Source organism: Nonomuraea turkmeniaca, from assembly GCF_005889735.1.
Lineage (GTDB): Bacteria > Actinomycetota > Actinomycetes > Streptosporangiales > Streptosporangiaceae > Nonomuraea > Nonomuraea turkmeniaca.
In genome coordinates this window covers 1-19,934 of sequence record NZ_VCKY01000044.1, presented here as the reverse complement: position 1 = coordinate 19,934, position 19,934 = coordinate 1, and the positions used below count along the sequence as shown (strand labels likewise).

The window sequence follows — 19,934 nt, the reverse complement described above, 5'->3', positions numbered from 1 at the left end:
GGCCCGGTGCTGCCGTCGCATCAGGGCAGCGGCGCCCAGGTCCGCAGCCGGCCGCACATGCCGAAGGCGCGGAGACCCGGCCTGGGCGTGGTCCTCACCACGGTGGCCTGCCCGAGGTGGGCGGGATCGCCGCCCGCGATCGCGTCGAGCTGTGACTTGGTGCGCTCGGTCTCGGTGGCGACGGTCTCGTTCCACAACTCCTTCCAGGACGCGACCCGGGGGCGGACGATCGCCGCCGCCAGCCGATGGAAGTCCGCCAGCGCCTGCCCGCCACGCTCCTCGACGTCCTCCACAAGCTGCCGGAACCCGGTGATCGCGAGGTCCCGGCGGGCCCGCGCGGCCGTTGCCCGTTCATCCTCGGAGCCCTGCGCCGGCAGCGCCGCCGCGGCGAGGTAGGCGTCGCGATCGCGCAGGACGTCGGCGGGGAAGGTGAGCACGGCGTCCCCGGCCTCGGGCAGGCCCGCGTTCTGCATGATTACCACCAGCCGGAGCCCGTCCTCGTTGACTAGGCGGTGAATCGTTCCGGGCGAGAACCACAGGACCGTGCCCGCTTCGAGCCGGTCGCGGGCGAAGCCGGCGGCGCTGAGGGTGTGCACCTCCCCGCGGCCCGCAGTCACGACGTAGGCCTCGGTCGAGGCCGTGTGCAGGTGCGGGGTGCCGCCGCGTAGCCCGTCGGCGCACTCCCAGTCGTAGACCGCCAGATCACTGATCGAGGTGCCGCCGGGGAACAGCGGGGTCATAGGGCGAACTCCGCCCCGAGTTCGTCCAGCTCGGCCCGGTCGCACATGTGGTCGATGAAGACGTAGCGGTGCGCGAGTTCGAGGGTGTCGCCGTCGGCCAGCGCGATCTCCTCGTCGAAGGAGGGGGAGGGGCTGATCACGGCGAACGCCTCCCTGCGGACGAACCACTTGATCGGCACGGACGCGCTGGAGTGCCCGGCGATGGCCAGCACGGTGCCGCCGCCGTCGATCTCGTCGTGCTGGCCGACCATGGCCAGCCATCGTGCCTCGGTGCCCATCATCTCCTCGCCGCCCAGGCCATCGGCGCCGATGATCGTGCCGCCGGTCCAGGACCTGGGGCCGCGCCAGAAGTAGCCCGCGTACCCGGCCATAGGCCGACCGTGCGTGGTGGGGCTGCCGAAGCTGAGCGGGGCACCGCGGACGTTGCGCAGCTTCGTGGTGAAGTCCAGGGCCCAGATGCCCCGCGTGGTGTCCACGCCGTGGAAGACCTGGCGGCGCTGCTCGGTGATCCAGTGCTCGCCCGGCGCGGAGACCCAGTGCAGGCTCTCCTCGGCCATGACCCGCATGCCGTCAGAGGAGACTTCGGTGAAGGCGATGTGGTTGATGTGGCCGAGGTTGTCCTCCCAGTGATAGTCCCGCTCCACCGAGAACGTCGGGCCGCCCCAAAAGTTCTGCCCCGACAGGTGGGCCCAGGTCATCTGCAGGCCCTTGTGCCAGCGGTGATCGTGCGGCCGGTAGACCGACATGGGCGCGCCCGACAGGCTGCGGATGGGGTGGATGTAGGGCTTGGGGGACTCGGCGTCGGGAGCGTCCGGCTGGTAGACGTATTGGGCGATTCGCACGTCGCCGGCGGCGATGACCAGGGACTTGTCCTCGTCGCGGACGGTGAGCGTGGTGTCAGGCATGGTGGGGGTCCTTCTGCTGGAGACGGGCGACGGCGGTCGCCGTGTCGCCGCCGTTGAGGGAGTGGTAGAAGGGGTTGGCGGGGCCGAGCTCGGTCCGGGAGACGGGACGTCCCGTGATGGCGGACTGGTACATGGCCGTGATCAGCTCCATGACGCGCCTGCCGTCCGCGCCGCTGGCGGCGGGCCGCTCGCCGGCCCTCATCGCGGCCAGCAGGGCGGTGAGCTGGGCGCGGTGTGAGCTGGGCGTGTTGTCGGCGGGGGCCCAGCCGGCGATCCTGCCGGCGTCGGTGACGTGCGGCGCGGGCGTCCAGCGCCAGTTGGAGTTCTCGTAGCCGTACAGGTGTTCGACCTCCACCGTGGCGTCGGTGAAGTCGAAGCGCAGGTAGCTCGTCTCGCGCGGGGACAGGACGCTGTTGGCCACCGAGGCGATGGCGCCCGAGGCGAAGCGGACGATCGCGAACGACACGTCCTCGGTCTCGACCCGCCGGCCGAGCGTGGCCGCCACGGCGTGCACCTCGCTCCAGTCGCCGAGCAGGCTGAGCAGGAGGTCCATCTGATGGATGCCGTGGCCCATGGTTGGACCGCCGCCCTCGGTCTCCCACTTGCCGCGCCACGGCACCTCGAAGTAGTCGTGGCCGCGGTACCACAGCGTGTTGCACACGGCGACGAGCGGCGCGCCCAGCTCGCCCTCGACGATGTGCTGCCGCAGCCGCCGCGCCGCGCTGCCGAAGCGGTGCTGGAAGACATAGCTCGCGTACGGGCCGCCGTCCTTTTCGTGGGCGGCGATCTCGTCGTACTCGGCCAGCGACAGCGTCGGCGGTTTCTCGCACCACACCCACGCGCCGGCGTCCAGAGCGGCGCTCACCGCCGCGCGATGCGCGACCGGCGGCGTGGCGACTATCACCAGGCCGGGGCTCTCGGTCGCCAGCATCTCGGCGGGATCGGTGTGGCGGGCGGGGATGTCGTAGGCGTCGGCCAGTTCGTTCGCGCGGCCGGAGTCGATGTCGCACACGGCGACGATCCGTACCGCGTCGCCCGCCGCGGCCAGGGCGGGCACGTGACAGGCTTTCGCGATGCCCCCGGCGCCGACGACGGCGACACGAACCGGGGACGAAGACGCAGACATGCGTGACTCCTTCGGACGGCCAAAGAGTGATCGATCACTTTTTCCTGGTCAACCTATTTTCAATCGCCCTCTGGGTCAACCCCTCGCCCATCCGTTCCTGGACGAACGTGACGTTAGCCGCTGTGCGTCTGCCGAAAATTCCATCCATCCCGCGGCGAAGGATTCGCCCTGATCATTGAAGACCTTCTCGCCCTGCCAGCCGACCGGCCGGTGGTCGCGGAGGGTGTGCGGCTGGCGCCCGATCTTGTCCGTCCCCTGCTCGCCGCAGTGGGCCAAGCCGTATGGCTGCTGCCGACTCCCGGTTCCGCCAGGCGGTGTTCGACGGCCGCGGTGAACCGGCATGGCGGTTTCTCGCCAAGACCGTGACCCGCGGCAGGTCCTGCACAACCTGCTGCAGCGTGACGCGCTGTTCACCGACCGGCTCGCCGAGCAGACCCGGCAGCTGAGCCCGCAGGGGGCTCAGGGTGGAGGGCGCGGTCACCGAGGAAGACCTCGCACGGCGATTCTGTAACCTGTTCGGCCCTGCGAACTAGGCGGTCGCTTCAGATGGGGCGCGGTGGCCACAGCCGCTGCGACAACAGGGGTTCAGGTGCCGTTGGAGTCCGGGGACGAGCAGCTCGGGTACTGGTGCTCGCAGGCGTACTGTCGCCACGCCTGGTCGAAGACGGCGGCCGAGGGGATCATCTTCCATACCTTCTCGTTGAAGACCGACACAGCAAAGGTCAGCGTGGCCCCGCTGACGGTAGCCGTGTTCGGGCTTCCCTCCAGATCCTGGCTCTGGAACGAGCCGTCGCTGCCGGCGGTGCCGGTGAAGTTCTTGTCCGAGCCGTCCTCGCGGACCAGGCGGCCGCTGTCGCTGAAGTAGACCAGCGTCTGCCGTCCCTGGACTTGCCCTCCGTCGGGATGCACCATCCATTGGATCAAGAAGAAGTTGCCCTCCCGAGAGGCCATGGCGGCATAGTGCTGGGGAGAGTTCTCTCCGCCACCCTTCGTGTCGGGCGCCCGTTGCTCCTCGTTCTTCGACAGCAGCAACACGGTCAAAGCGGCGACAACGGCGACTGCCAGGACGGCAACGCCGGCGATCAGCGCGATTCGTGGTGAGCGGGAGGCAGGCATTCGGTGATCATAATCCTTTCCCCGGCCCGCTCACCGGCCGCTCTCGGAATCAGTGACACCGCCGGCCAACGAGCCTCACGGCGGGTCGTGGTGGACGAGCAGGAGTGAACGATCCGCATCGGGTGTCGTGATCTGTTCAGGGCAGCACAGCCAGCTTGCCCACAGTGGTCCGTGCCTCCAGTTCCGCGAGTGCTTTCGGCCCCTCGGCCGGCTCGTACACGGTGGGCTGTCCAGGGCCGAGCACCCCGGCCGCGAGGAGTCCGGACAACTGGCCCATGACCTCGCCGAAGATCTGCGGTGCGGCTTGGATCAGGATGCCGATGTTCAGGCCTATGACGTGGATCTGGTGCTTGTAAACCAGTTTCGTACCAGCTCGTGCTTGCCCGGCGGGGCTGTGGCGATCACCGTCGCGCCGTAGTGTCTGGCCATCTTCACCGCGGCCTGGCCGGTTCCACCGGCCGCGGCGTGGATCAGCACGATCTGACCTGCGGTGAGGCCGCCCAGTGGCCTGAGCGCCGCAAGCGCGGTCGGCCAGTTCACGACCAGGCCCAGCGCCTGCTCGTCGGCCCAGCCCGCCGGCACCGGGATTGCGGCGTTTGCGGGCAGCACCATGTACTCGGCGAAGGCGCCGCCGTTGACGCTGACGCCGATGACGTGGGCGCCGGGTTCCAGGTGGGTCACTCCCTCGCCGACGGCGGTGACTTCACCGGCGCCTTCGATGCCCGCCAGGTACGGCGGCTTGTCCCGATCGCCCATGGGCAGCAACCGCAGCGCGGCGAAGGCGTTCGTGACGGTCAGGTAGGCCAGGCGAAGGAGCACGGCCGATCATCATGCCGCACTTGGTCCCCCTCCCAGTGGCCGGAAATCGCGTCACCCAGCGCCAAGCCCTGCAAGGCCATGACCTGGGCGGATAACATTATCGGCAGGCGCACTGTCGGTGGAGATGCGCGTTCTCCGGCTCGCCGAATCGATTCGCAAACAACGGACCCGGCGGCGAGAAGGATGTCGCCGCCGGGCCTCTCACAGCCGCCGTCATCACCGCGAAGGGCGGCACGACCGGCCGGTTGTTGCGGCGGGTCAGCTACGCATGCTCCATTTCTGGCTGCTCGTGCCGGTGCAGGACCACAGCTGCACCTTGGTTCCGTTGCCGGTCCCGAAGTTGCTCGCCTCCATGCACAGGCCGGACTGCACACCGGTGATGGTGCCGTCGGCGTTGACGTTCCACTGCTGGTTGGTCTGGCCGTTGCAGTCCCAGATGATCACCCGGGTGCCGTTGGCGGTGCCTTGTCCGTAGGCGTCCAGGCACTTGTTGCCGTACACCTGCAGCTGCTTGCCGGAGGTGTAGGTGAAGCGCTGGTTGGTGCCGCTGCCGCAGTCCCAGAGCTGCGCCTGGGTGCCGTTGGTGGTGCTGTTGTTGGGTACGTCGAGGCAGCGGCCGGACTGGCCGCCGACGATCTGGACGTTCTGCTGTGGGTTGCCAGCCGCCGGCGCGTAGCCGGCGGCGGCGATGTTGGCCTGTACGGCGTTCTCGGTGGCCTCCGACGGGTAGCCGGAGGTCATCACGCCCTCGTAGAAGGTGCCGCGGGCGCCGTTGCTGTTGTCGCCGCCGATGCCGAGCAGGATGGCGCCTTCCTTCTTCATCGGGTGGTAGCCGTTGGGGCGCCGTCCGTCGAAGTACGTCGTCAGGCCGCCCGACTGCGCGTTCCCACCCCGGATCGCCCAGTGGTTCGGCTCGCCCTTGACGATGGCCGTGACGAAACGGTGGTTGATCGACGGGAGGTTGTTGTAGCCCGCGTTCACCCCGGAGAAGAGTCCCCACTCCAGGTCGCCCATGATCCAGGGACCGGCTCCGGCCCCGTAGCCCCACTGTTTGTTGGCGCCGAAGTAGACGGTCTCCATGATGGCGGGGGCGTCGGCCTGGCCATCCGTCTGCGCGTTGCCGTAGTCGAAGCAGCACCACTGGTTGTAGTGGGTACCGTCGACGACGGCGTAGATGCCTTCCGGCTGGTCGCCGGTCGCCACGCCGTTGGTGTTGTTGTTGCGGTAGCCGGTGCCGGGAGCGATGTAGACGCCGTAGGCCTTCTGGCCGCCGATGGTGATCGGGGCCGCCTTCGCGTCGGCGAGGTTGTCCCATCCACCGGGACCGGGGCCGGGCCAGTAGCCGGGCGGCGCCTGGGTGAGGCGGTTGTTGCGGCCGGACTGGTCATAGATGATGGTGATGAGACAGGTCGTGCCGGAGCAGAACGAGTCCTGCGTGGCCGCGTTGGCGACTCCGCCCGCGCTCAGCACGCCGATGTCGCGGGTGGTGTTGTCCGAAGAGCGCCTGACCTGGTACAGCGGGCCGTTGTAGGCGCCGTACAGCGCCCGGGTGGTGCTGTGCGCCGCCACGCACGGCGTACCGCCCGAGGCGTAGATATCACACGGCTGCGCCGCTGCGGCCTCGGCGGTACCGCCGCCGGTCAGGCAGGCGGTGGCGATCAACGCGCTCGCACCGGCCGCGAGCGTCCTTCTCAAGCTTGCCAGGGGCATGATGCCTCCTTGCCAGACCGCGTCCTTCGGATGTGCGGGGTCGTCTTGTGACTTCCGAAGGCGCGGCTCGTCGAAGAAACGGATTCCTTACAAACCCCGGTGATCCCCGCCGGTCACCGGGTCAGCTCCTGGTCCATTTCTGGCTGCTCGTGCCGGTGCAGGACCACAGCTGCACCTTGGTTCCGTTGCCGGTCCCGAAGTTGCTCGCCTCCATGCACAGGCCGGACTGCACACCGGTGATGGTGCCGTCGGCGTTGACGTTCCACTGCTGGTTGGTCTGGCCGTTGCAGTCCCAGATGATCACCTGGGTGCCGTTGGCGGTGCCTTGTCCGTTGGCGTCCAGGCATTTGTTGCCGTACACCTGCAGTTGCTTGGAGGAGGTCAGGGTCCAATGCTGGTTGTTGCCGGTGCCGCAGTCCCAGAGCTGGAGCTGGGTGCCGTTGGCGGTGGTCGAGTTGGGGACGTCCAGGCACCGGCCGGCGTTGACGTTGCGCAACACCGATGTCGACCCGTTGCCGGGGTCGGAGGAGGGGGGCAGCAGCGTGATGGTGTAGGAGTCGTCGATGGCGGTGTGCGGCAGGTTGACCGTTGCGCCGTTGCCGGACAGGGTCACCACGGAGTTCTGGACGGTGACCGGAGCCGTGACGGCGCCGCCGCCGTTGTAGGGGATGCGCTCGGCGACGACTCTCACCTGGTTGTTCTGCACGATGCCGCTCGTGGTGTCCAGGCGCCGCAGGTCGACGGCGATGTTGCCGGTCGTGGTGCCGCCGCCGACCAGGATCTTGGCCGTTCCCGCTGTCTTGGTGGCGAACGCGTCGTATGAGGAGCTGGGGATGACGGACGCGATCTGGCCGGTCTGCGAGCCGTAGAAGCGGTAGGCCCACCATTCGCCCTTCGGCTGGTACTGGCCGGAAGAGTTGCGGATGAGCAGGTTGCCGAGGTCGTTGTGCAGGTTTCCTCCGCCCGCCCAGTTGGCGCGCAGGCCGTCGGCGCCGGCCCTCTCCAGGCGCGCGATGTACCAGGCGCCGTCCGCGGGGTTCTGCTCGTTGGACGCCCCGTACTCGTTGATCTGGTATGGACGCGGATGCGGGATGCTCCGTGAGTTGAGCGTGGTGTTGGCCGCCGCCACGTTGGCCACCGGGTCACCGGGCAGGGAGTGCCAGCTGATGATGTCGGGCACCACGTTGTTGGCCTTGACGTAGTCCAGGTACTGGTTCCAGAAGGCGTGGCCGGTGGACGGCACGCACGCGCAGCTCGGTCCGACGATGAGCTGCGCCGGGAACGCGGCCCGGATGCGCTGGTAGGTGCGTCGCCACAGCTCGAAGTACTGGGACTGGGGGCGGTTCCAGAACAAAGTGATGTTGGGCTCGTTCCACAGGTCCCACTGCACCGGGGCGCCGGTGGCCCGCACGTCGTTGATCAGGCGGGTGAGGAAGTTGTCGTAGTCCGTCCAGTTGCCGTTGTCGCCGGGAAAGCGCGAGATCGGGTAGCCGTCGGCGCCCCAGAGATCATGGACGAGCAGGATGAACTCCCCGCCCAGTGACCGGGTGCGCAGCAGCTGGGCGCGGGTGGCGTTCCACCGGCGGTCGTACTTGCCCGACACCCAGCCGCCCGGGCTGTCGAGCTGTGCCCCACCGGCCCGCATGTACCGGAACTTCACGTCGGTGAAGAACTGATCCGGCGGGCCTGACGCGTTCTCGGTCATGCCGTAGATCCAACCGGAGGCCCGGTAGGTCGGAGTGCCTCCGCCGGCGGAGAAGTCGACGGCAATGGACTGGTCCGCGGCCTGGGCCGGCGTGGCCGACGTCACGACGGGACCCGCGACGAGTGCGCCGACGGCGAGAAAGGCGATGATCGCGCGGCGGCTTCTGCGCCGCCTGCCGGGTGCGATGCCCACACCTGACTCCTCAGACACGCGGGGGCCCGGCGGATGGACCGGGAGGGATGCTGTGGGACGCCACGGTCGGACTCGGCGGACGAGGTCGCCAACGTTCATTGTGGACCCTCCTCACTCGTGGGTGCTGTGCGCACATGTGAGTGGAACGGCTTCGTGGGGGAGGTGGCGCGAAAACCAGAATGTCCTGCATCGAATCGAATCGATTCGACTGCAGACTAGATCTCGCTATCAGTGATGTCAATAATGTGTGTAATGGAGGTAAACGCATGGTTTCGAGCCGCCAAACGCGGCCACGACGATCAGAGCCGCAGCAGCGGCTCCTCCCACCAACCTGCGGAGCGCCGCGGCCGGTGCGTGAGCGATCCGGACTGTGGTGAGCAACCGGTGGCTTCTGATCGCGAATGACGACGAGGGCATGACCGAACCTCTCGAGGGAGGATGTGCTCCAGATCCGTGACCGGCACGGCCTTACGGTGTGCACAGCACATATGACGTATGATGTGTTGTCAAGGTCAGAACCCTCTCGCGAGGGTCGTCACCACCCGCTTGTTCCGGGGAGCGTAACCTGGCAGAAGTCGCTACTGGACGGCGTCTGGCGTGAGCGACAGGAAGGCTCCAGCGAGAGGGGCGGATCCGTTCCGGCGGCGAAATAGGCGTACCTAAGAGCCCTTCTAAGCAGGCTTATCCATGAACACGCACACGCCCTTCGCGACACTGCGTTGATCTTTTGCTCCCTTTCCTGCACCGTGCTGTCGTGAGTCACAACCGCATCATGGGCGGCTCACTCCTTCTAGTTCGGAAGGTTTTAGTCAGACAAGCCTCGTCGCGCTGACGCACAATAAATGTGAAACTTTCATCTCCCGCATGGGAGGGCTGTGCCTGCCCCTGTGCCTGCCCGCGAGACCTGCGCCGGGAAAGGCTTTCCCGTCTGCCTGTCGAAACGCCGAGCCTGTCGCCGCTGTCGACCATGCGTGATCATCGCCACCGGCACGAGTCATGGCGGAGGCGGAAACATGCCGCCTTGACAGCGGAAGACCGACTCCTACCCTGAGGTCCTCACGGGATCGAATCGATACGACCGCACACCGACAGGAGCCAGCGTGCCCCCCACCAAACTGTCGCGGTTACGCAATCGGGCCGCTCTGGCCGGAACCGCTCTGCTCGCTGTGGCCCTCCTCACCGTCTCCCCGGTGACAGAGCCGGCCGAAGCCGCCCCCGCCGTCTACGAGCCCACATGGGCGTCGGTGGATCAGCATCCGGCCTCTCCCGAATGGTTTCAGGACGCGAAGTTCGGCATCTACTGGCACTGGGGTGCCTTCGCGACGCCCGAGTACGGCACCGAGTGGTATCCGCGCACCATGTACCTCAACGGCTCGAACGAGAACAACCACCACAAGAGCGTCTACGGTGATCCCTCGGCGTGGCCGTATCACAACTTCATCGACGGTGCCCGCGACAGGGCGGGCAACTGGGTGCAGTTCGCGCCGAAGCTCAAGTCCCAAGGCGGAGCGTTCGATCCCGGCGAGTGGGCGCAGCTGGTGGCCGATTCCGGGGCCAGGTTCGCCGGGCCGGTCGCCGAGCACCACGACGGCTTCTCCATGTGGGACAGCCAGGTCAACGAGTGGAACTCGGTCGACAAAGGGCCCAAGCTCGACCTGGTTCGGCTGTTCGCCGACGCGATCCGCGCCAAGAACCTGAAGTTCCTGGTCACGCTGCACCACCTGTACAACTTCACCGGCTACTACGACCAGGTGCCCTCCCAGCCGACCACAACCCTGAAGAAGTTGTACGGGCAGCTCGGCTCCGCCGCGGAGCAGCAGCTCTGGTACGACAAGTTGAAGGAGGTCATCGACAAGTACCAGCCGGACATGATCTGGCAGGACGGCGGCCTCTACCTCGTCGAGGAGTCCAAGCGCCTCAATTTCCTGGCCTACTACTACAACCAGGCCAACGCGTGGGGCAAGGAGGTCGTCGTCGCCTACAAGGACGGCTTCAACACCAACGGCGAGGTGTTCGACTACGAACGCGGCGGCCCCGCCGACATCCGCAATCCCTACTGGCTGACCGACGACGCCGTCAGCAACCCGTCCTGGTCCTACACCAATGGGATTTCGTACTACAGCTCGGCGGCGCTCGTCCACGCACTGATCGACCGGGTGAGCAAGAACGGCAACATGCTGCTGAACATCTCGCCCAGGGCCGAGGGGTCGATCCCGCAGACGCAGAAGGACCTGCTGAACGCCATCGGCACTTACCTGCGGCGCAACGGTGAGTCGATCTACTCCACGAGGGCCTGGACCACCTACGGCGAGGGGCCGACCAAAATGGGCGGCGGCAGCTTCGTGGAACCGCGAGCCGGTACGGCACAGGACATCCGCTACACCCGGAGCAAGGACAACACCGTGCTGTACGCCACCGTGCTGGGCTGGCCGGGCTCCACCCTCAACCTCGCCTCGCTGGCCGGCGGCCGGATGGACCTGTCCAATCTGAGCAGGGCCGAGCTCATCGGCAACACCGCCGGCACCTACATCAACCTGCCCACTCGCACGCAGGACGCCACCGGTCTGCACATCGGCCTGCCGAGCCAGCCCTACTCGGCGCTGGCCTACGTCGTGAAGCTGACCTTCAACGGGCCGATGAAGCCCCCTGCCGTCACGAGCGGCCCATGGCGCAACGTCAACGCCGGCAAGTGCCTGGACGTCGCCAACGTCTCCCAGGCCAACGGCGCTCAGGTGCAGCTGTGGGACTGCATCGCCGGTCAGGTCAACCAGCAGTGGACACTGACCCCCGCCCAGGAGCTCAGGGTCTACGGCAACAAGTGCCTGGACGCCAGCAACCAGGGAACCGCCAACGGCACCCAGGTCGTCATCTGGGACTGCAACGGCGGGGCCAACCAGAAGTGGACCCTCAACGCCGACGGCAGCATCACCGGCGTGCAGTCCGGTAGGTGCCTGGACGCCAACGCCGCCGGCACCGCCAACGGCACCAGGGCCATCTTGTGGACCTGCCACGGAGGTAACAACCAGAAGTGGACCCGGACCTGACCCTGCGATAGGGCAGCGAAAAACGGCCGTCCACGGAGGCGGGACGCGAACGGCGGGTCCAACCGGCGTGCGCGCCCGCCGCGGTAGACCGGAAACGAAAGGCAAATGGGTGAAGCACGTGATCAGAGCGGTGCTGGCGGCCGTCGTCCTGTGCCTGGCCGCCGCCGGCGCCCTCATCGGGCTACCGTCGGCGTCCGCTGCGACCCTGACCCAGGTGACGAATTTCGGAACCAACCCGACGAACCTCAAAATGTACGTATACGTACCGGACAGGGTCGCGGCACAGCCCGCACTGCTGGTGCTAACCCACTACTGCGGCGGGTCGGCCGGCGGGATCTTCAACGGCAACGGCCACGACTACGTGACCGCGGCCGACAGGTACGGGTACGTCATCGTGGTGCCGGAGGTCACCCGCAGCGAGAAATGCTTTGATGTGTCCACCCCCGCCGCGCTGCGGCGTGACGGCGGCGGCGACTCCACCGGTGTCATGGCGATGGTCGCCTGGGTGCGACAGCGCTACAACGTGGATCCGGGGCGGATCGTGGTCAGCGGGTTCTCCTCGGGGGCGATGATGACCAACGTGCTGGCCGCACAGTATCCGGATGTGTTCGCCGCCGGTTCGGCGTTCTCCGGGGTTCCCGCGGGGTGTTTCGCGACTACGAACGGGTCGCTGTGGAACAGCCAGTGCTCGGGCGGGCAGGTGATCAAGACGGCGCAGCAGTGGGGTGATCTGGCCCGGTCGATGTATCCCGGATACACCGGCCGTCAGCCTCGGATGCAACTGTGGCACGGCAGCACGGACACGACGCTTCATTACAACAACTTCGGCGAAGAGATCAAGCAGTGGACGAACCTGCACGGGCTGAGCCAGACCCCGGCGTTCACCGACCGTCCGCAGTGGAACTGGACCCGGACCAGGTACGGCATCACCTCGGCCCAGGCCACGGTGGAGGGGATCAGCATCAGCGGGGTCGGCCACCAGTTGCCGATGAGCGGCCAACTCGCCTATGCCATCACCTTCCTCGGCCTCGACAGCGGCGGCACCCCCTCGCCGTCACCCTCTCCGTCGCCCTCGGGCGGCACGAGCAGCGCGCTGAAGGGCGTCGGATCGGGACGCTGCCTGGACGTGAGCGGCGCCTCGCAGGCCAACGGCGCACAAGCACAGATCTGGGACTGCAACGGACAGGCCAACCAGCGGTGGACCTCCACCGGCGCCGGTGAACTGCGGGTGTACGGCGGCAAATGCCTGGACGTCAACGGCGGCGGGACCGCCGATGACACCGCCGTGATCATCTGGGACTGCAACGGGCAGAACAACCAGAAGTGGCGGCTCAACGCCGACGGCACCATCACCGCGGTCGGAAGCGGCAAGTGTCTTGACGTGTCCGGGTACGGTACCGCCAACGGCAGCAAACTGCACATCTGGACCTGCCACGGTGGCACCAACCAGCAGTGGACCCGAGCCTGACACCGTCCGCCCCGAGTCGACCCGGTTCGGTGGACACCTGAATCTCTGGGGACCCTGTTTCCCGGAGGAAGGAGTTCACCGTGCCGAACCACCATCCGCCGGAGTTCGCCGGCAGATGGTGGAGCCGATGCGCGCGGGGCCGGCCGCCGGAGGAACTCGCCAAGGCATTCGAGCCCTCCGCGCGGTCGATCTGTCTCCGGGTGCGCCAGGCCGATTTTGACGACGGCCGCCGCGCCGACGGTCTGGACCAGCGGCGAGAAAGACGAGACGGCCCGGCCGTGCCGTGCGGTCAAGCCGCTGCGCGAGGAGAAGGAGATCTTGCGTAAGGCCGCGGTTTCCATCGCGCGGAAGACGAATCGTCTCCGACGAGTTCCATGGTGTGCCACGGAGCCACGCCGACCCGCGTGAGATCGACGGCATCCTTGCGTGGTTCGAACGAGCCACCTGGAGGCCAGTTGGCCTCCGTCTGCCGTTCGGGTGCCGCGCCAAGAAGCGCGGCACCCGTCACGGTGGTGGTCAGGTGGTGGCGCCGGTCACCGTCGTGCCGGACTTGGTGACGTAGTAGGTGATCTGCTTTCCACTCCAGAAGTGGAAGGTGAGCGTGATGCGGTCATCGTTGACCTCGGCGAAGAACTCGGGCTTCATGATGATGGTGCCGGCGCTGTAGTCGGGTTGGAAGTTCTGCCAGAACTCCTTGTAGGTGGTCCAGTTGGCCGGTCCGGCCGGGCTGCCGTCGGCGTATTTGGCCTCCATGGTGGCGAGCTGGTCACCGCGGAACTGGGTGGGAATGGCGAACGATGTCGTTGTTCCGCTCGCGGCGGCCTGTGTCGGCGTGCTGGAGGAGATGACGCTTATCCGCCAGGGCATGCCCTGGGAGAACCGTGCCTCGATGGTGGCATTGACCCCGTAGGCCCGGTTGCCGGCCAGGCGGGTGAGGGCGGCCGAGGTGAGGGTCAGCGTGGTGCCCGACACGGTGTAGTCGCTGCCCTGGCTCAATGGGGTGCTGCCCTGGCACAGGCCCTGGAACGTGGTGCCGTTGAGGTTGAGCGTGAGCGTCTGGCCGGCGATCGTGCCGCTGGAGGGAACGTACACCTGATCGGTGGAGGCGGTGCCGGAACGAGTGGTCCAGCTCGCTTTCATCATGTCGAACACGCCCTGGTCACGCCATTGCAGTTCGTTCCTGTTCAGGAACTGACCGGCGTCCCAGAGCATGGTGGTGAGGTTGCGGATGCGGGCGTGATAGCCCACGGCCTCGAGGAACTTCAGGAATTCCCCGCGCTCGATGATGCCCGGGCGGGTGTGGTCCCAGCTGAGCAGTGCCCACTCCCCGATGATCACCGGGATGCCGTGGGAGACGAAGGCGGTACGCACCCGGTCGAACCCGGCGATGAGGTCCTGTTCGACATTGCTGTCGTATCGGGTGCCGCCCGCGATGTTCACGCTGAACGGCCACCAGCCGTAGAAATGGACCGTCGCGGCGAGGTTGGGGTCGCGCAACGCGGTGAAGGTGGCGGCCAGCGCGTCCACACGACCCTGTTCGCTGCTGGTGTGCAGCGTAGGCAGAACCAGGACGCGAGTGGCGTTGGCGCCGCCCGACTGACGGACGACATGGACGAACTTGGTGTTGAGCGTGTTCAGCAGCTGGTCGCCCTGCTCGTCGCTGGAGGTGCCGGCGAACTGTGGCTCGTTGATGCTCTCGAACAGCAGTTTCGGCGAGTGGTTGCGGAAGGAGCCGGCGAGCTGGCGCCACAGTGCGGTATAGCGGTTCATCACCGTTGCCGAGTCCGACGGGTAGGTATTGATCCACTGCCAGGAGTCGTGGTGAAGGTTGATCAGCACGTAGAAGTCCTCGGCCAGGGACCATTCGACGACCTGGCGGACGCGGTTCAGCCACGCGGCGTCGATGGCGTAGTCGGGGGCCGGACCGTGGTGGTTGCTCCAGGTGATCGGAATTCGGATGCTCTTGTACCCCTGGGACCGTACCTGGTGGAGCAGCGCCTGCGTGGTGAGTGGGTTGCCCCATGCCGTCTCGTCGGGGATGGCGTCGAAGGTGTTGCCGAGATTCCAGCCCGGCTGCATGGCGGCCACGGTGTCCATCGCGGTCGTCGGCGACGGCGAGGGGCTGGGCGAAGGCGAAGGGCCGACCACCTTTCCCGTGCACGTGACACCGTTGAGCGTGAAGGACGCGGGCGCGGTGTTGACGCCCGTCCACGATCCGTTGAAACCCAAGGAGACCGTCGCGTCTGTGGCGATGGCCGCGTTCCAGTTCGTGTTCGCCGCGGTGACCTGCGCGCCGGAGGAGGTGACCGTGCTGTTCCACGCTTGGGTGACCTGCTGACCCGAGGGGAAGGCCCAGGCGAGCCTCCAGCCGTTGATCGGGTCACCGAGGTTGGTGACATTGAGGTTGGCGGTGAAGCCGCCCGGCCACTGCGTGGAGACGGTGTAGACGACACCGCAGCCGGCCACCGCCTGCGCGTTCACGGCCGTCATCGTTCCCGCTGTCAGTAACGCGATGACGATGCCCGCGATCGCGCCGATCCGTTGGCGGGCCTTACGTAAGCTGTGCATTTCTCACTCCCTTGGGCGCGTCGCCCTTTCGACCGCGCCGATCGGCTGCCGTTGGAAAACGACGTTGGACGAACCTATGGATGAGGGAATGTGCGTGGCAGGTGCCGACGCAGCGCTCAGGCCCGATTCGGCCGGCAGAGGCTCTGGTCACGGGGCCTGAGGCGAGACCTTACGAGCAGGAGCCATATCGTGATGCCGTTCTCGCCGCTCGCACGTGGCGGCACCGACATGACCATCTGCTCTCCCATCGCCGAGGCGCGGCCTGCGGCCCGATCCTGAACATCGGACGGGGCCAGTGAAATTTTCTATCGATTGACGCGAAACATAATGTAGTGACGGAGAGAATCACCGCCAACCACGTAGGCCGGCTCAGCCTGAGATTCCCGGGATCGGACAGACCGCCCAACATTTTCGGCCAGGTCAGCGAAGGGAGTGAGGAAACGCAGAGAAACTTTCGCCCTTCTCTCCTGAATCTTTCAGAGAAAAGGGTTCGGTGTGACCACGGCCGCGGGAGCGCGGCCCGCGGAAACGTGCCGGACTCGCAGCGCCTGCGATGCGCCCGATCGAACAGCTGCCGGATCGCCGAGGGACCACCGCCCGGCGCTCGGCACCATTGAAACCCCTGGTGTGCCGCTTCTGGCGCAGGACCGCGTCAGCGTCCCGGCCGAATGTGAAGACCCGATAACCGCCGTTCCCGGGTCCTGCTGGCGCAGACGCGGCCGGCGGCCGTGGATCCGGGAGGCGCCCAGCTGACCGCCAAGTCGCTGATCGATCAGTTGGGGCCTGACCATCTCCTGCTCATCGGAATCTGCTATGGCCTGCGCGAAGGCGAGCAACGGCTCGGAGACATCCTGGTGTGTACCCGACTGCGAGGCATCGATCACAAAAGATCATCGAGCCCACGTCGGGACAGAGATCGAGATCTGCAGGGGTGAGCGTGCTGTCCCGTCGGTGACGCTGCTCGACCGGTGCCAGAGCGCCAGGTTGGCGAGGGACGGCCCGAAAGTTCATTCCGGCGTCATGCTTTCCCGGAGCCTGTTGCGCAACTTGCCGACAGCACGTCAAAAGCTCATCGACGCGAATCCGGATGCGATCGGTGGCGAGATGGAGGGAATCGGCGTCTACGCTGCCGCGGCCAAGGAGAAGGTGGACTGGATCGTGGTGAAATCCATCTGCGATTGGGGGATGAGCAAGAACGACGATTGGCACGAGATCGCTGCGCGTAACGCGGCTGAGTTCGTCCGGGATGTGCTGCTCAATGGCGGGTTGGACCAGTCGCCATTGAGGTCAGCTTGATCTTCGAATAAGGCATCACCATGTGGCCCTGATTACGAGTGAGGCGCCACGGAGATTCCGGACAGCCGTCTTATGGGCGTAGCCTATGCGGCTGTTTGGGTTGAAAGGGATTCGTTGAGTACTTCCAGGGGTGGCCGGTAGCCGAGCGCGGAGTGCAGGCGCCGGTGGTTGTAGTTATGCAGATGATCGAGTCAAGTGCCTGTTGAGTCGAGTCTGTCGAGCAGGCCGTCGAAGATCTTCTGACGTCCGATCTGTCCTTTCTCCTTGGCGTCGTCGCGTTGGGCCTGCAGGCGAGGGCGGAACTCGATCGTGGTGACGAAGAACTGGCAGGATTCACAGATCGACTCGAAGTGGCAGTCCATCTCGACCGGTCGGGCGCAGTGGCCGTTGCCGAGCATGCGGCGGTGCATCTCGGCCCGTAGGCGGCGCATCTGGTGCCCTTCGTCGGTGGCGGGGAGTTGGGCGGGCTGGGTGTGGAGCGCCTCGACCTTCTCGGTCACCGAGAAGTACTCCTCGGCAACGGTGCGGTCAGCGATGCGTGCGTAGACCATGGTCATGGCGAGGGTCTTGTGGCCGAGCAGGGCGGCAATGGCCTCCAGGGACATGCCGCGGTTGATGGCCTGGGTGGCCAGGGTATGGCGGAGTTGGTGTGCGGTGATGTGGCCGATGCCAGCCGTGTCGGCGACCTTTGCCAGGGCCTGGTCGATGTGGCGGGGGAGGATGGGGCGCCCGCCGCGGCGCAGGAACATCTTGTCCGAGCGCAGGTCGGTGGGCCGGTCATGGAGCCAGGCGTCCAGCAGGCTCTTCAGTTCCGGGTGGAGCGGGATGTAGCGGTCGTTGTGCAGTTTCCCGATCGGGATGCGCAGCCAGTAGGCCGAGCCGATCTGGACGACGGCGTCAACGGTCAGAGCGAGCAGTTCGCCTTTGCGCATACCGGTTCGGGCGAGAAGCTCGACGACCAGTCGGGTGAAGGCATCAGGTTCGGCGCGGGCGGTGCGCAGCAGTTTGGTGGCTGCGGCGTCGTCGAGGAAACGGGGTAGTGGCCGGTCGATGATGGGCAGATCTGCGTCGAAGATCAGCGGCCGGGGTGGGACGTCGGGGTAGTCCCATTCGGTGATCCGGGTGAAGAAGCAGCGCAGGTTGATCAGCGTGTTCTTGATGCTGGGCTTGGCCAGCGGCGCTCCGGAGGGCCGCGGGTCGCAGGCGAGGTGACGCTTGTAGTCCTCGATGTGGCTGCGGTTGAGCTGGGCCAAGGTGGTGACGTCGGGGTGTCGGTCGGCCAGGTAGTGGCCGAACTGGCGCAGATCGCGCTCGATGGCCTTGACGGTGGAAGGGCGAAGGCTGAGGGCGACCTGCTCGACGTAGCGGCGGGCGGCCAGGGCGTATGAGGTGGTGACGCCGTTCCAGCCGGCAATGCTGACCGGGATGCGGCCGGGCCGCTCCAGGGTGTCGATCACTTGGTCATGGAACAGCGTCGCCTGCAGGCGATGAAGGATGGCGGCGGGGTTGCGGTCTGAGTCAGGGTGTCCGCGCCGGCGATAGGCGGCCAGCAGCAGCTCACGGCCGGCGAAGAAGATCTGGGTGTCGATGCGGTCGACGGTGGTGGCGGTGGCCGCGGCCAGCAAGGCGAGCATGTGCCACTGCAACCGAGTGTCGGCCAGAGCGATCGACAGGCGGTCCGTGGCCTGCTCGAACCGGAGCCGGGCCAGGGGCTGATAGCGGGAAGCAGCCTCCCCGAGCCGCAGCCCGGCCGTGACCAGGAAGGCGGCGTCCACGACGCACCGGCCGGTGACGATCAGCCAGCTGACGAACGGCCCGGTCCGCATCTGCTCTCGGGTGGCGGCCAGCCGCTCGGTCAGGTCCATGCCCGCCCATTCTCCGCAGGCAGCGACGCGGTGCAGGAACGTCTCGGCCGCGAGTCGGTGCGACGGCCAGATCTTCGCCCCCGCCTGTTGAGCGTCATGGCAGTAGTGCTCGACCAGGTCAGGCTCGGCCGCCAGCGATGCCCTCGCCTCCATCACCGCTCCTGGATGGTCTGGGCGTCGATCGCCTCCATGGCGCGCCGGTACTCCTCCGCGAGCCAGCTTCCTGCCAGGTGGAGGTAGATCCGGGTGGATTCGATGGAGCGGTGACCGGCTTGGGCCTGCAACGCTTCCAACGCCATGCCCGCCTCGCGCAGCCGGGTCAGACACGTGTGACGTAGTTGATGGCAGGTCAAGCGGATGATTCCGGCCCGGTCACGGGCACCGGTGACAATCTCATCCAGGCCGGATGCCGACAGTGGCCGGCCGCGACGTGGTCCCTTGAGGACGACGAACAGCCGATCGGTGGTGCTGGTCTGCGGCCGTTCGGTGGCCAGATAGTCGGCCACGGTGGCGAAAAACCGGGCCGAGATCGGGACGATCCGCTGGTGTCCGCCCTTGCCTTCGGCGATGAATACGCGATGCTCTCCGGGTCGTAGATCGCCAAGAGGCACGCCCAGCACCTCGCAGCGGCGCAGCCCGCCCAGCAGCATGGCCTCGGCCATCGCTCGGTCGCGACGAGTACGCAGCGCGGCCACGAAAGCCGACACCTCGCCGGGCTCGAGTACCCGGGGAAGTGTCCGGGGCGTACGAATCAGCGGGACCTGCCGGATCACGCGTTGGCCCGGGCGGCGGGCGGCCAGTCCCTGAGGCACCGGGTTAGCCGGCACGTCGCCGCGCACCACCAGGAAGTTGAACAGCCCAGAGATGCTCGCCAGCCGACGTTTGATCGTCCGGGCCGACAGCCCGGCCTCCCCGTCCTCCAGGCGGACCACTTTGGCATCGATGCGCGGCGAACGCTGCATCTTGATGAAGGCCAGCACATCCACGGTGGTGACCTCGGCCGGGTCCTTGCGGATCTGGCTGAAGAACACCTTCAGGTCATACGCGGTCGCGATCAACGTGTTGGGCCGGGCCCGGGCCGCCACCAACTCTAGATGGTCATCCAGCGCCGGATGCCCCAGGCGCACCACACCGGGATGGGCAGGGTCGGGACGGCCGTTGAGCAGACAGGGATCGAACGACATCGGAGGAGACTCCCGTCACTGGAGTAACTCCAGCATCACCAACTGTCACCCAGCGCCAGGCGTCAACGGGGGTACTTGATCGAATTCCAGGTGTCCTCGCTGATGGTGGCGATAGCGGCTTTGACCTTGGGGTCGAGTTTGGCGGTGACCGAGAAGCGGGTGTCGTTGTCACGGCAGGCAGCGATGACCTCATTGC

15 protein-coding genes are annotated in these 19,934 nt (G+C 66.9%); 4 read left to right on the top strand and 11 right to left on the bottom strand.

Annotated features, from left to right (window positions below; translation table 11 throughout):
• Positions 1 to 20: 20 nt before the first annotated feature.
• The 3 genes from ETD86_RS15570 to ETD86_RS15560 are packed head-to-tail and all read right to left on the bottom strand — an operon-like array spanning position 21 to position 2,771.
• Entirely contained in the window at positions 21 to 740 is a 720-nt protein-coding gene (locus ETD86_RS15570) for a cupin domain-containing protein (RefSeq protein WP_138666870.1), read from the bottom strand.
• On the bottom strand, positions 737 to 1,645 hold the full coding sequence (locus ETD86_RS15565; protein WP_138666869.1) for a DUF6807 domain-containing protein: 909 nt from the start codon (positions 1,643 to 1,645) through the stop codon (positions 737 to 739). The genes ETD86_RS15570 and ETD86_RS15565 overlap by 4 nt, the downstream gene beginning before the upstream one ends.
• Positions 1,638 to 2,771, bottom strand: coding sequence for a Gfo/Idh/MocA family protein (locus ETD86_RS15560; RefSeq protein ID WP_138666868.1), 1,134 nt, complete (start codon positions 2,769 to 2,771; stop codon positions 1,638 to 1,640). Before ETD86_RS15560 ends, ETD86_RS15565 begins: the two co-directional genes overlap by 8 nt.
• Positions 2,772 to 3,111: 340 nt before the next feature.
• Here ETD86_RS15560 and ETD86_RS55120 point away from each other — a divergent pair, with 340 nt between their 5' ends.
• On the top strand, positions 3,112 to 3,282 hold the full coding sequence (locus ETD86_RS55120; protein WP_170223096.1) for a hypothetical protein: 171 nt from the start codon (positions 3,112 to 3,114) through the stop codon (positions 3,280 to 3,282).
• Between the two features lie 74 nt (positions 3,283 to 3,356).
• Here ETD86_RS55120 and ETD86_RS15555 read toward each other — a convergent pair whose 3' ends face one another.
• The 5 genes from ETD86_RS15555 to ETD86_RS58135 form a co-directional block, all read right to left on the bottom strand.
• Complete coding sequence (locus tag ETD86_RS15555; protein ID WP_138666867.1) at positions 3,357 to 3,887, bottom strand: hypothetical protein; 531 nt, start codon at positions 3,885 to 3,887, stop codon at positions 3,357 to 3,359.
• Positions 3,888 to 4,023: 136 nt separating this feature from the next.
• A complete protein-coding gene (locus ETD86_RS56930; RefSeq protein WP_211370057.1) occupies positions 4,024 to 4,164 on the bottom strand; it encodes a hypothetical protein in 141 nt (46 codons plus the stop codon).
• A 53-nt stretch (positions 4,165 to 4,217) separates the two neighbouring features.
• Positions 4,218 to 4,706 carry an alcohol dehydrogenase catalytic domain-containing protein gene (locus tag ETD86_RS15550; protein WP_211370056.1) on the bottom strand — a complete coding sequence of 163 codons (489 nt, stop codon included), beginning with the start codon at positions 4,704 to 4,706 and terminating at the stop codon, positions 4,218 to 4,220.
• Positions 4,707 to 4,964: 258 nt separating this feature from the next.
• On the bottom strand, positions 4,965 to 6,416 hold the full coding sequence (locus tag ETD86_RS58140; protein WP_138666866.1) for an arabinofuranosidase catalytic domain-containing protein: 1,452 nt from the start codon (positions 6,414 to 6,416) through the stop codon (positions 4,965 to 4,967).
• Positions 6,417 to 6,537: 121 nt separating this feature from the next.
• Positions 6,538 to 8,313: an RICIN domain-containing protein gene (locus tag ETD86_RS58135; RefSeq protein WP_246147925.1), complete on the bottom strand. Its 1,776-nt coding sequence runs from the start codon at positions 8,311 to 8,313 to the stop codon at positions 6,538 to 6,540.
• 1,100 nt (positions 8,314 to 9,413) lie between these two features.
• Between ETD86_RS58135 and ETD86_RS58130 the strand changes: the two genes are divergently transcribed.
• Positions 9,414 to 11,357: an alpha-L-fucosidase gene (locus tag ETD86_RS58130; protein WP_246147924.1), complete on the top strand. Its 1,944-nt coding sequence runs from the start codon at positions 9,414 to 9,416 to the stop codon at positions 11,355 to 11,357.
• 109 nt (positions 11,358 to 11,466) lie between these two features.
• Complete coding sequence (locus tag ETD86_RS15530; protein ID WP_138666864.1) at positions 11,467 to 12,825, top strand: extracellular catalytic domain type 1 short-chain-length polyhydroxyalkanoate depolymerase; 1,359 nt, start codon at positions 11,467 to 11,469, stop codon at positions 12,823 to 12,825.
• Positions 12,826 to 13,341: 516 nt separating this feature from the next.
• On the opposite strand, the gene ETD86_RS15525 is transcribed toward ETD86_RS15530, so the two are convergent.
• Positions 13,342 to 15,393 (bottom strand): cellulase family glycosylhydrolase, encoded by a 2,052-nt coding sequence (locus tag ETD86_RS15525; protein ID WP_138666863.1) that lies wholly within the window; start codon positions 15,391 to 15,393, stop codon positions 13,342 to 13,344.
• Positions 15,394 to 16,344: 951 nt separating this feature from the next.
• Here ETD86_RS15525 and ETD86_RS15520 point away from each other — a divergent pair.
• A complete protein-coding gene (locus tag ETD86_RS15520) occupies positions 16,345 to 16,689 on the top strand; it encodes a phosphorylase family protein (RefSeq protein WP_138666862.1) in 345 nt (114 codons plus the stop codon).
• 191 nt (positions 16,690 to 16,880) lie between these two features.
• Here the strand turns inward: ETD86_RS15520 and ETD86_RS15515 are convergent, their stop codons facing one another.
• Together ETD86_RS15515 and ETD86_RS15510 are read right to left on the bottom strand one after the other, a co-directional pair.
• Positions 16,881 to 18,707 (bottom strand): tyrosine-type recombinase/integrase, encoded by a 1,827-nt coding sequence (locus ETD86_RS15515; protein ID WP_138666861.1) that lies wholly within the window; start codon positions 18,705 to 18,707, stop codon positions 16,881 to 16,883.
• A complete protein-coding gene (locus ETD86_RS15510; protein WP_138666860.1) occupies positions 18,707 to 19,738 on the bottom strand; it encodes a tyrosine-type recombinase/integrase in 1,032 nt (343 codons plus the stop codon). Before ETD86_RS15510 ends, ETD86_RS15515 begins: the two co-directional genes overlap by 1 nt.
• Positions 19,739 to 19,934 lie beyond the last annotated feature (196 nt).

Excerpts from the sequence above, each read along its gene's own strand:
- ETD86_RS15515 (WP_138666861.1), bottom strand. The coding sequence starts at position 18,707 with ATGGAGGCGAGGGCATCGCTGGCGGCCGAGCCTGACCTGGTCGAGCAC.
- ETD86_RS55120 (WP_170223096.1), top strand. The coding sequence starts at position 3,112 with ATGGCGGTTTCTCGCCAAGACCGTGACCCGCGGCAGGTCCTGCACAAC.
- ETD86_RS15570 (WP_138666870.1), bottom strand. The coding sequence starts at position 740 with ATGACCCCGCTGTTCCCCGGCGGCACCTCGATCAGTGATCTGGCGGTC.
- ETD86_RS15560 (WP_138666868.1), bottom strand. The coding sequence starts at position 2,771 with ATGTCTGCGTCTTCGTCCCCGGTTCGTGTCGCCGTCGTCGGCGCCGGG.
- ETD86_RS15555 (WP_138666867.1), bottom strand. The coding sequence starts at position 3,887 with ATGCCTGCCTCCCGCTCACCACGAATCGCGCTGATCGCCGGCGTTGCC.
- ETD86_RS15565 (WP_138666869.1), bottom strand. The coding sequence starts at position 1,645 with ATGCCTGACACCACGCTCACCGTCCGCGACGAGGACAAGTCCCTGGTC.
- ETD86_RS15525 (WP_138666863.1), bottom strand. The coding sequence starts at position 15,393 with ATGCACAGCTTACGTAAGGCCCGCCAACGGATCGGCGCGATCGCGGGC.
- ETD86_RS15510 (WP_138666860.1), bottom strand. The coding sequence starts at position 19,738 with ATGTCGTTCGATCCCTGTCTGCTCAACGGCCGTCCCGACCCTGCCCAT.
- ETD86_RS58140 (WP_138666866.1), bottom strand. The coding sequence starts at position 6,416 with ATGCCCCTGGCAAGCTTGAGAAGGACGCTCGCGGCCGGTGCGAGCGCG.
- ETD86_RS56930 (WP_211370057.1), bottom strand. The coding sequence starts at position 4,164 with ATGGGCCAGTTGTCCGGACTCCTCGCGGCCGGGGTGCTCGGCCCTGGA.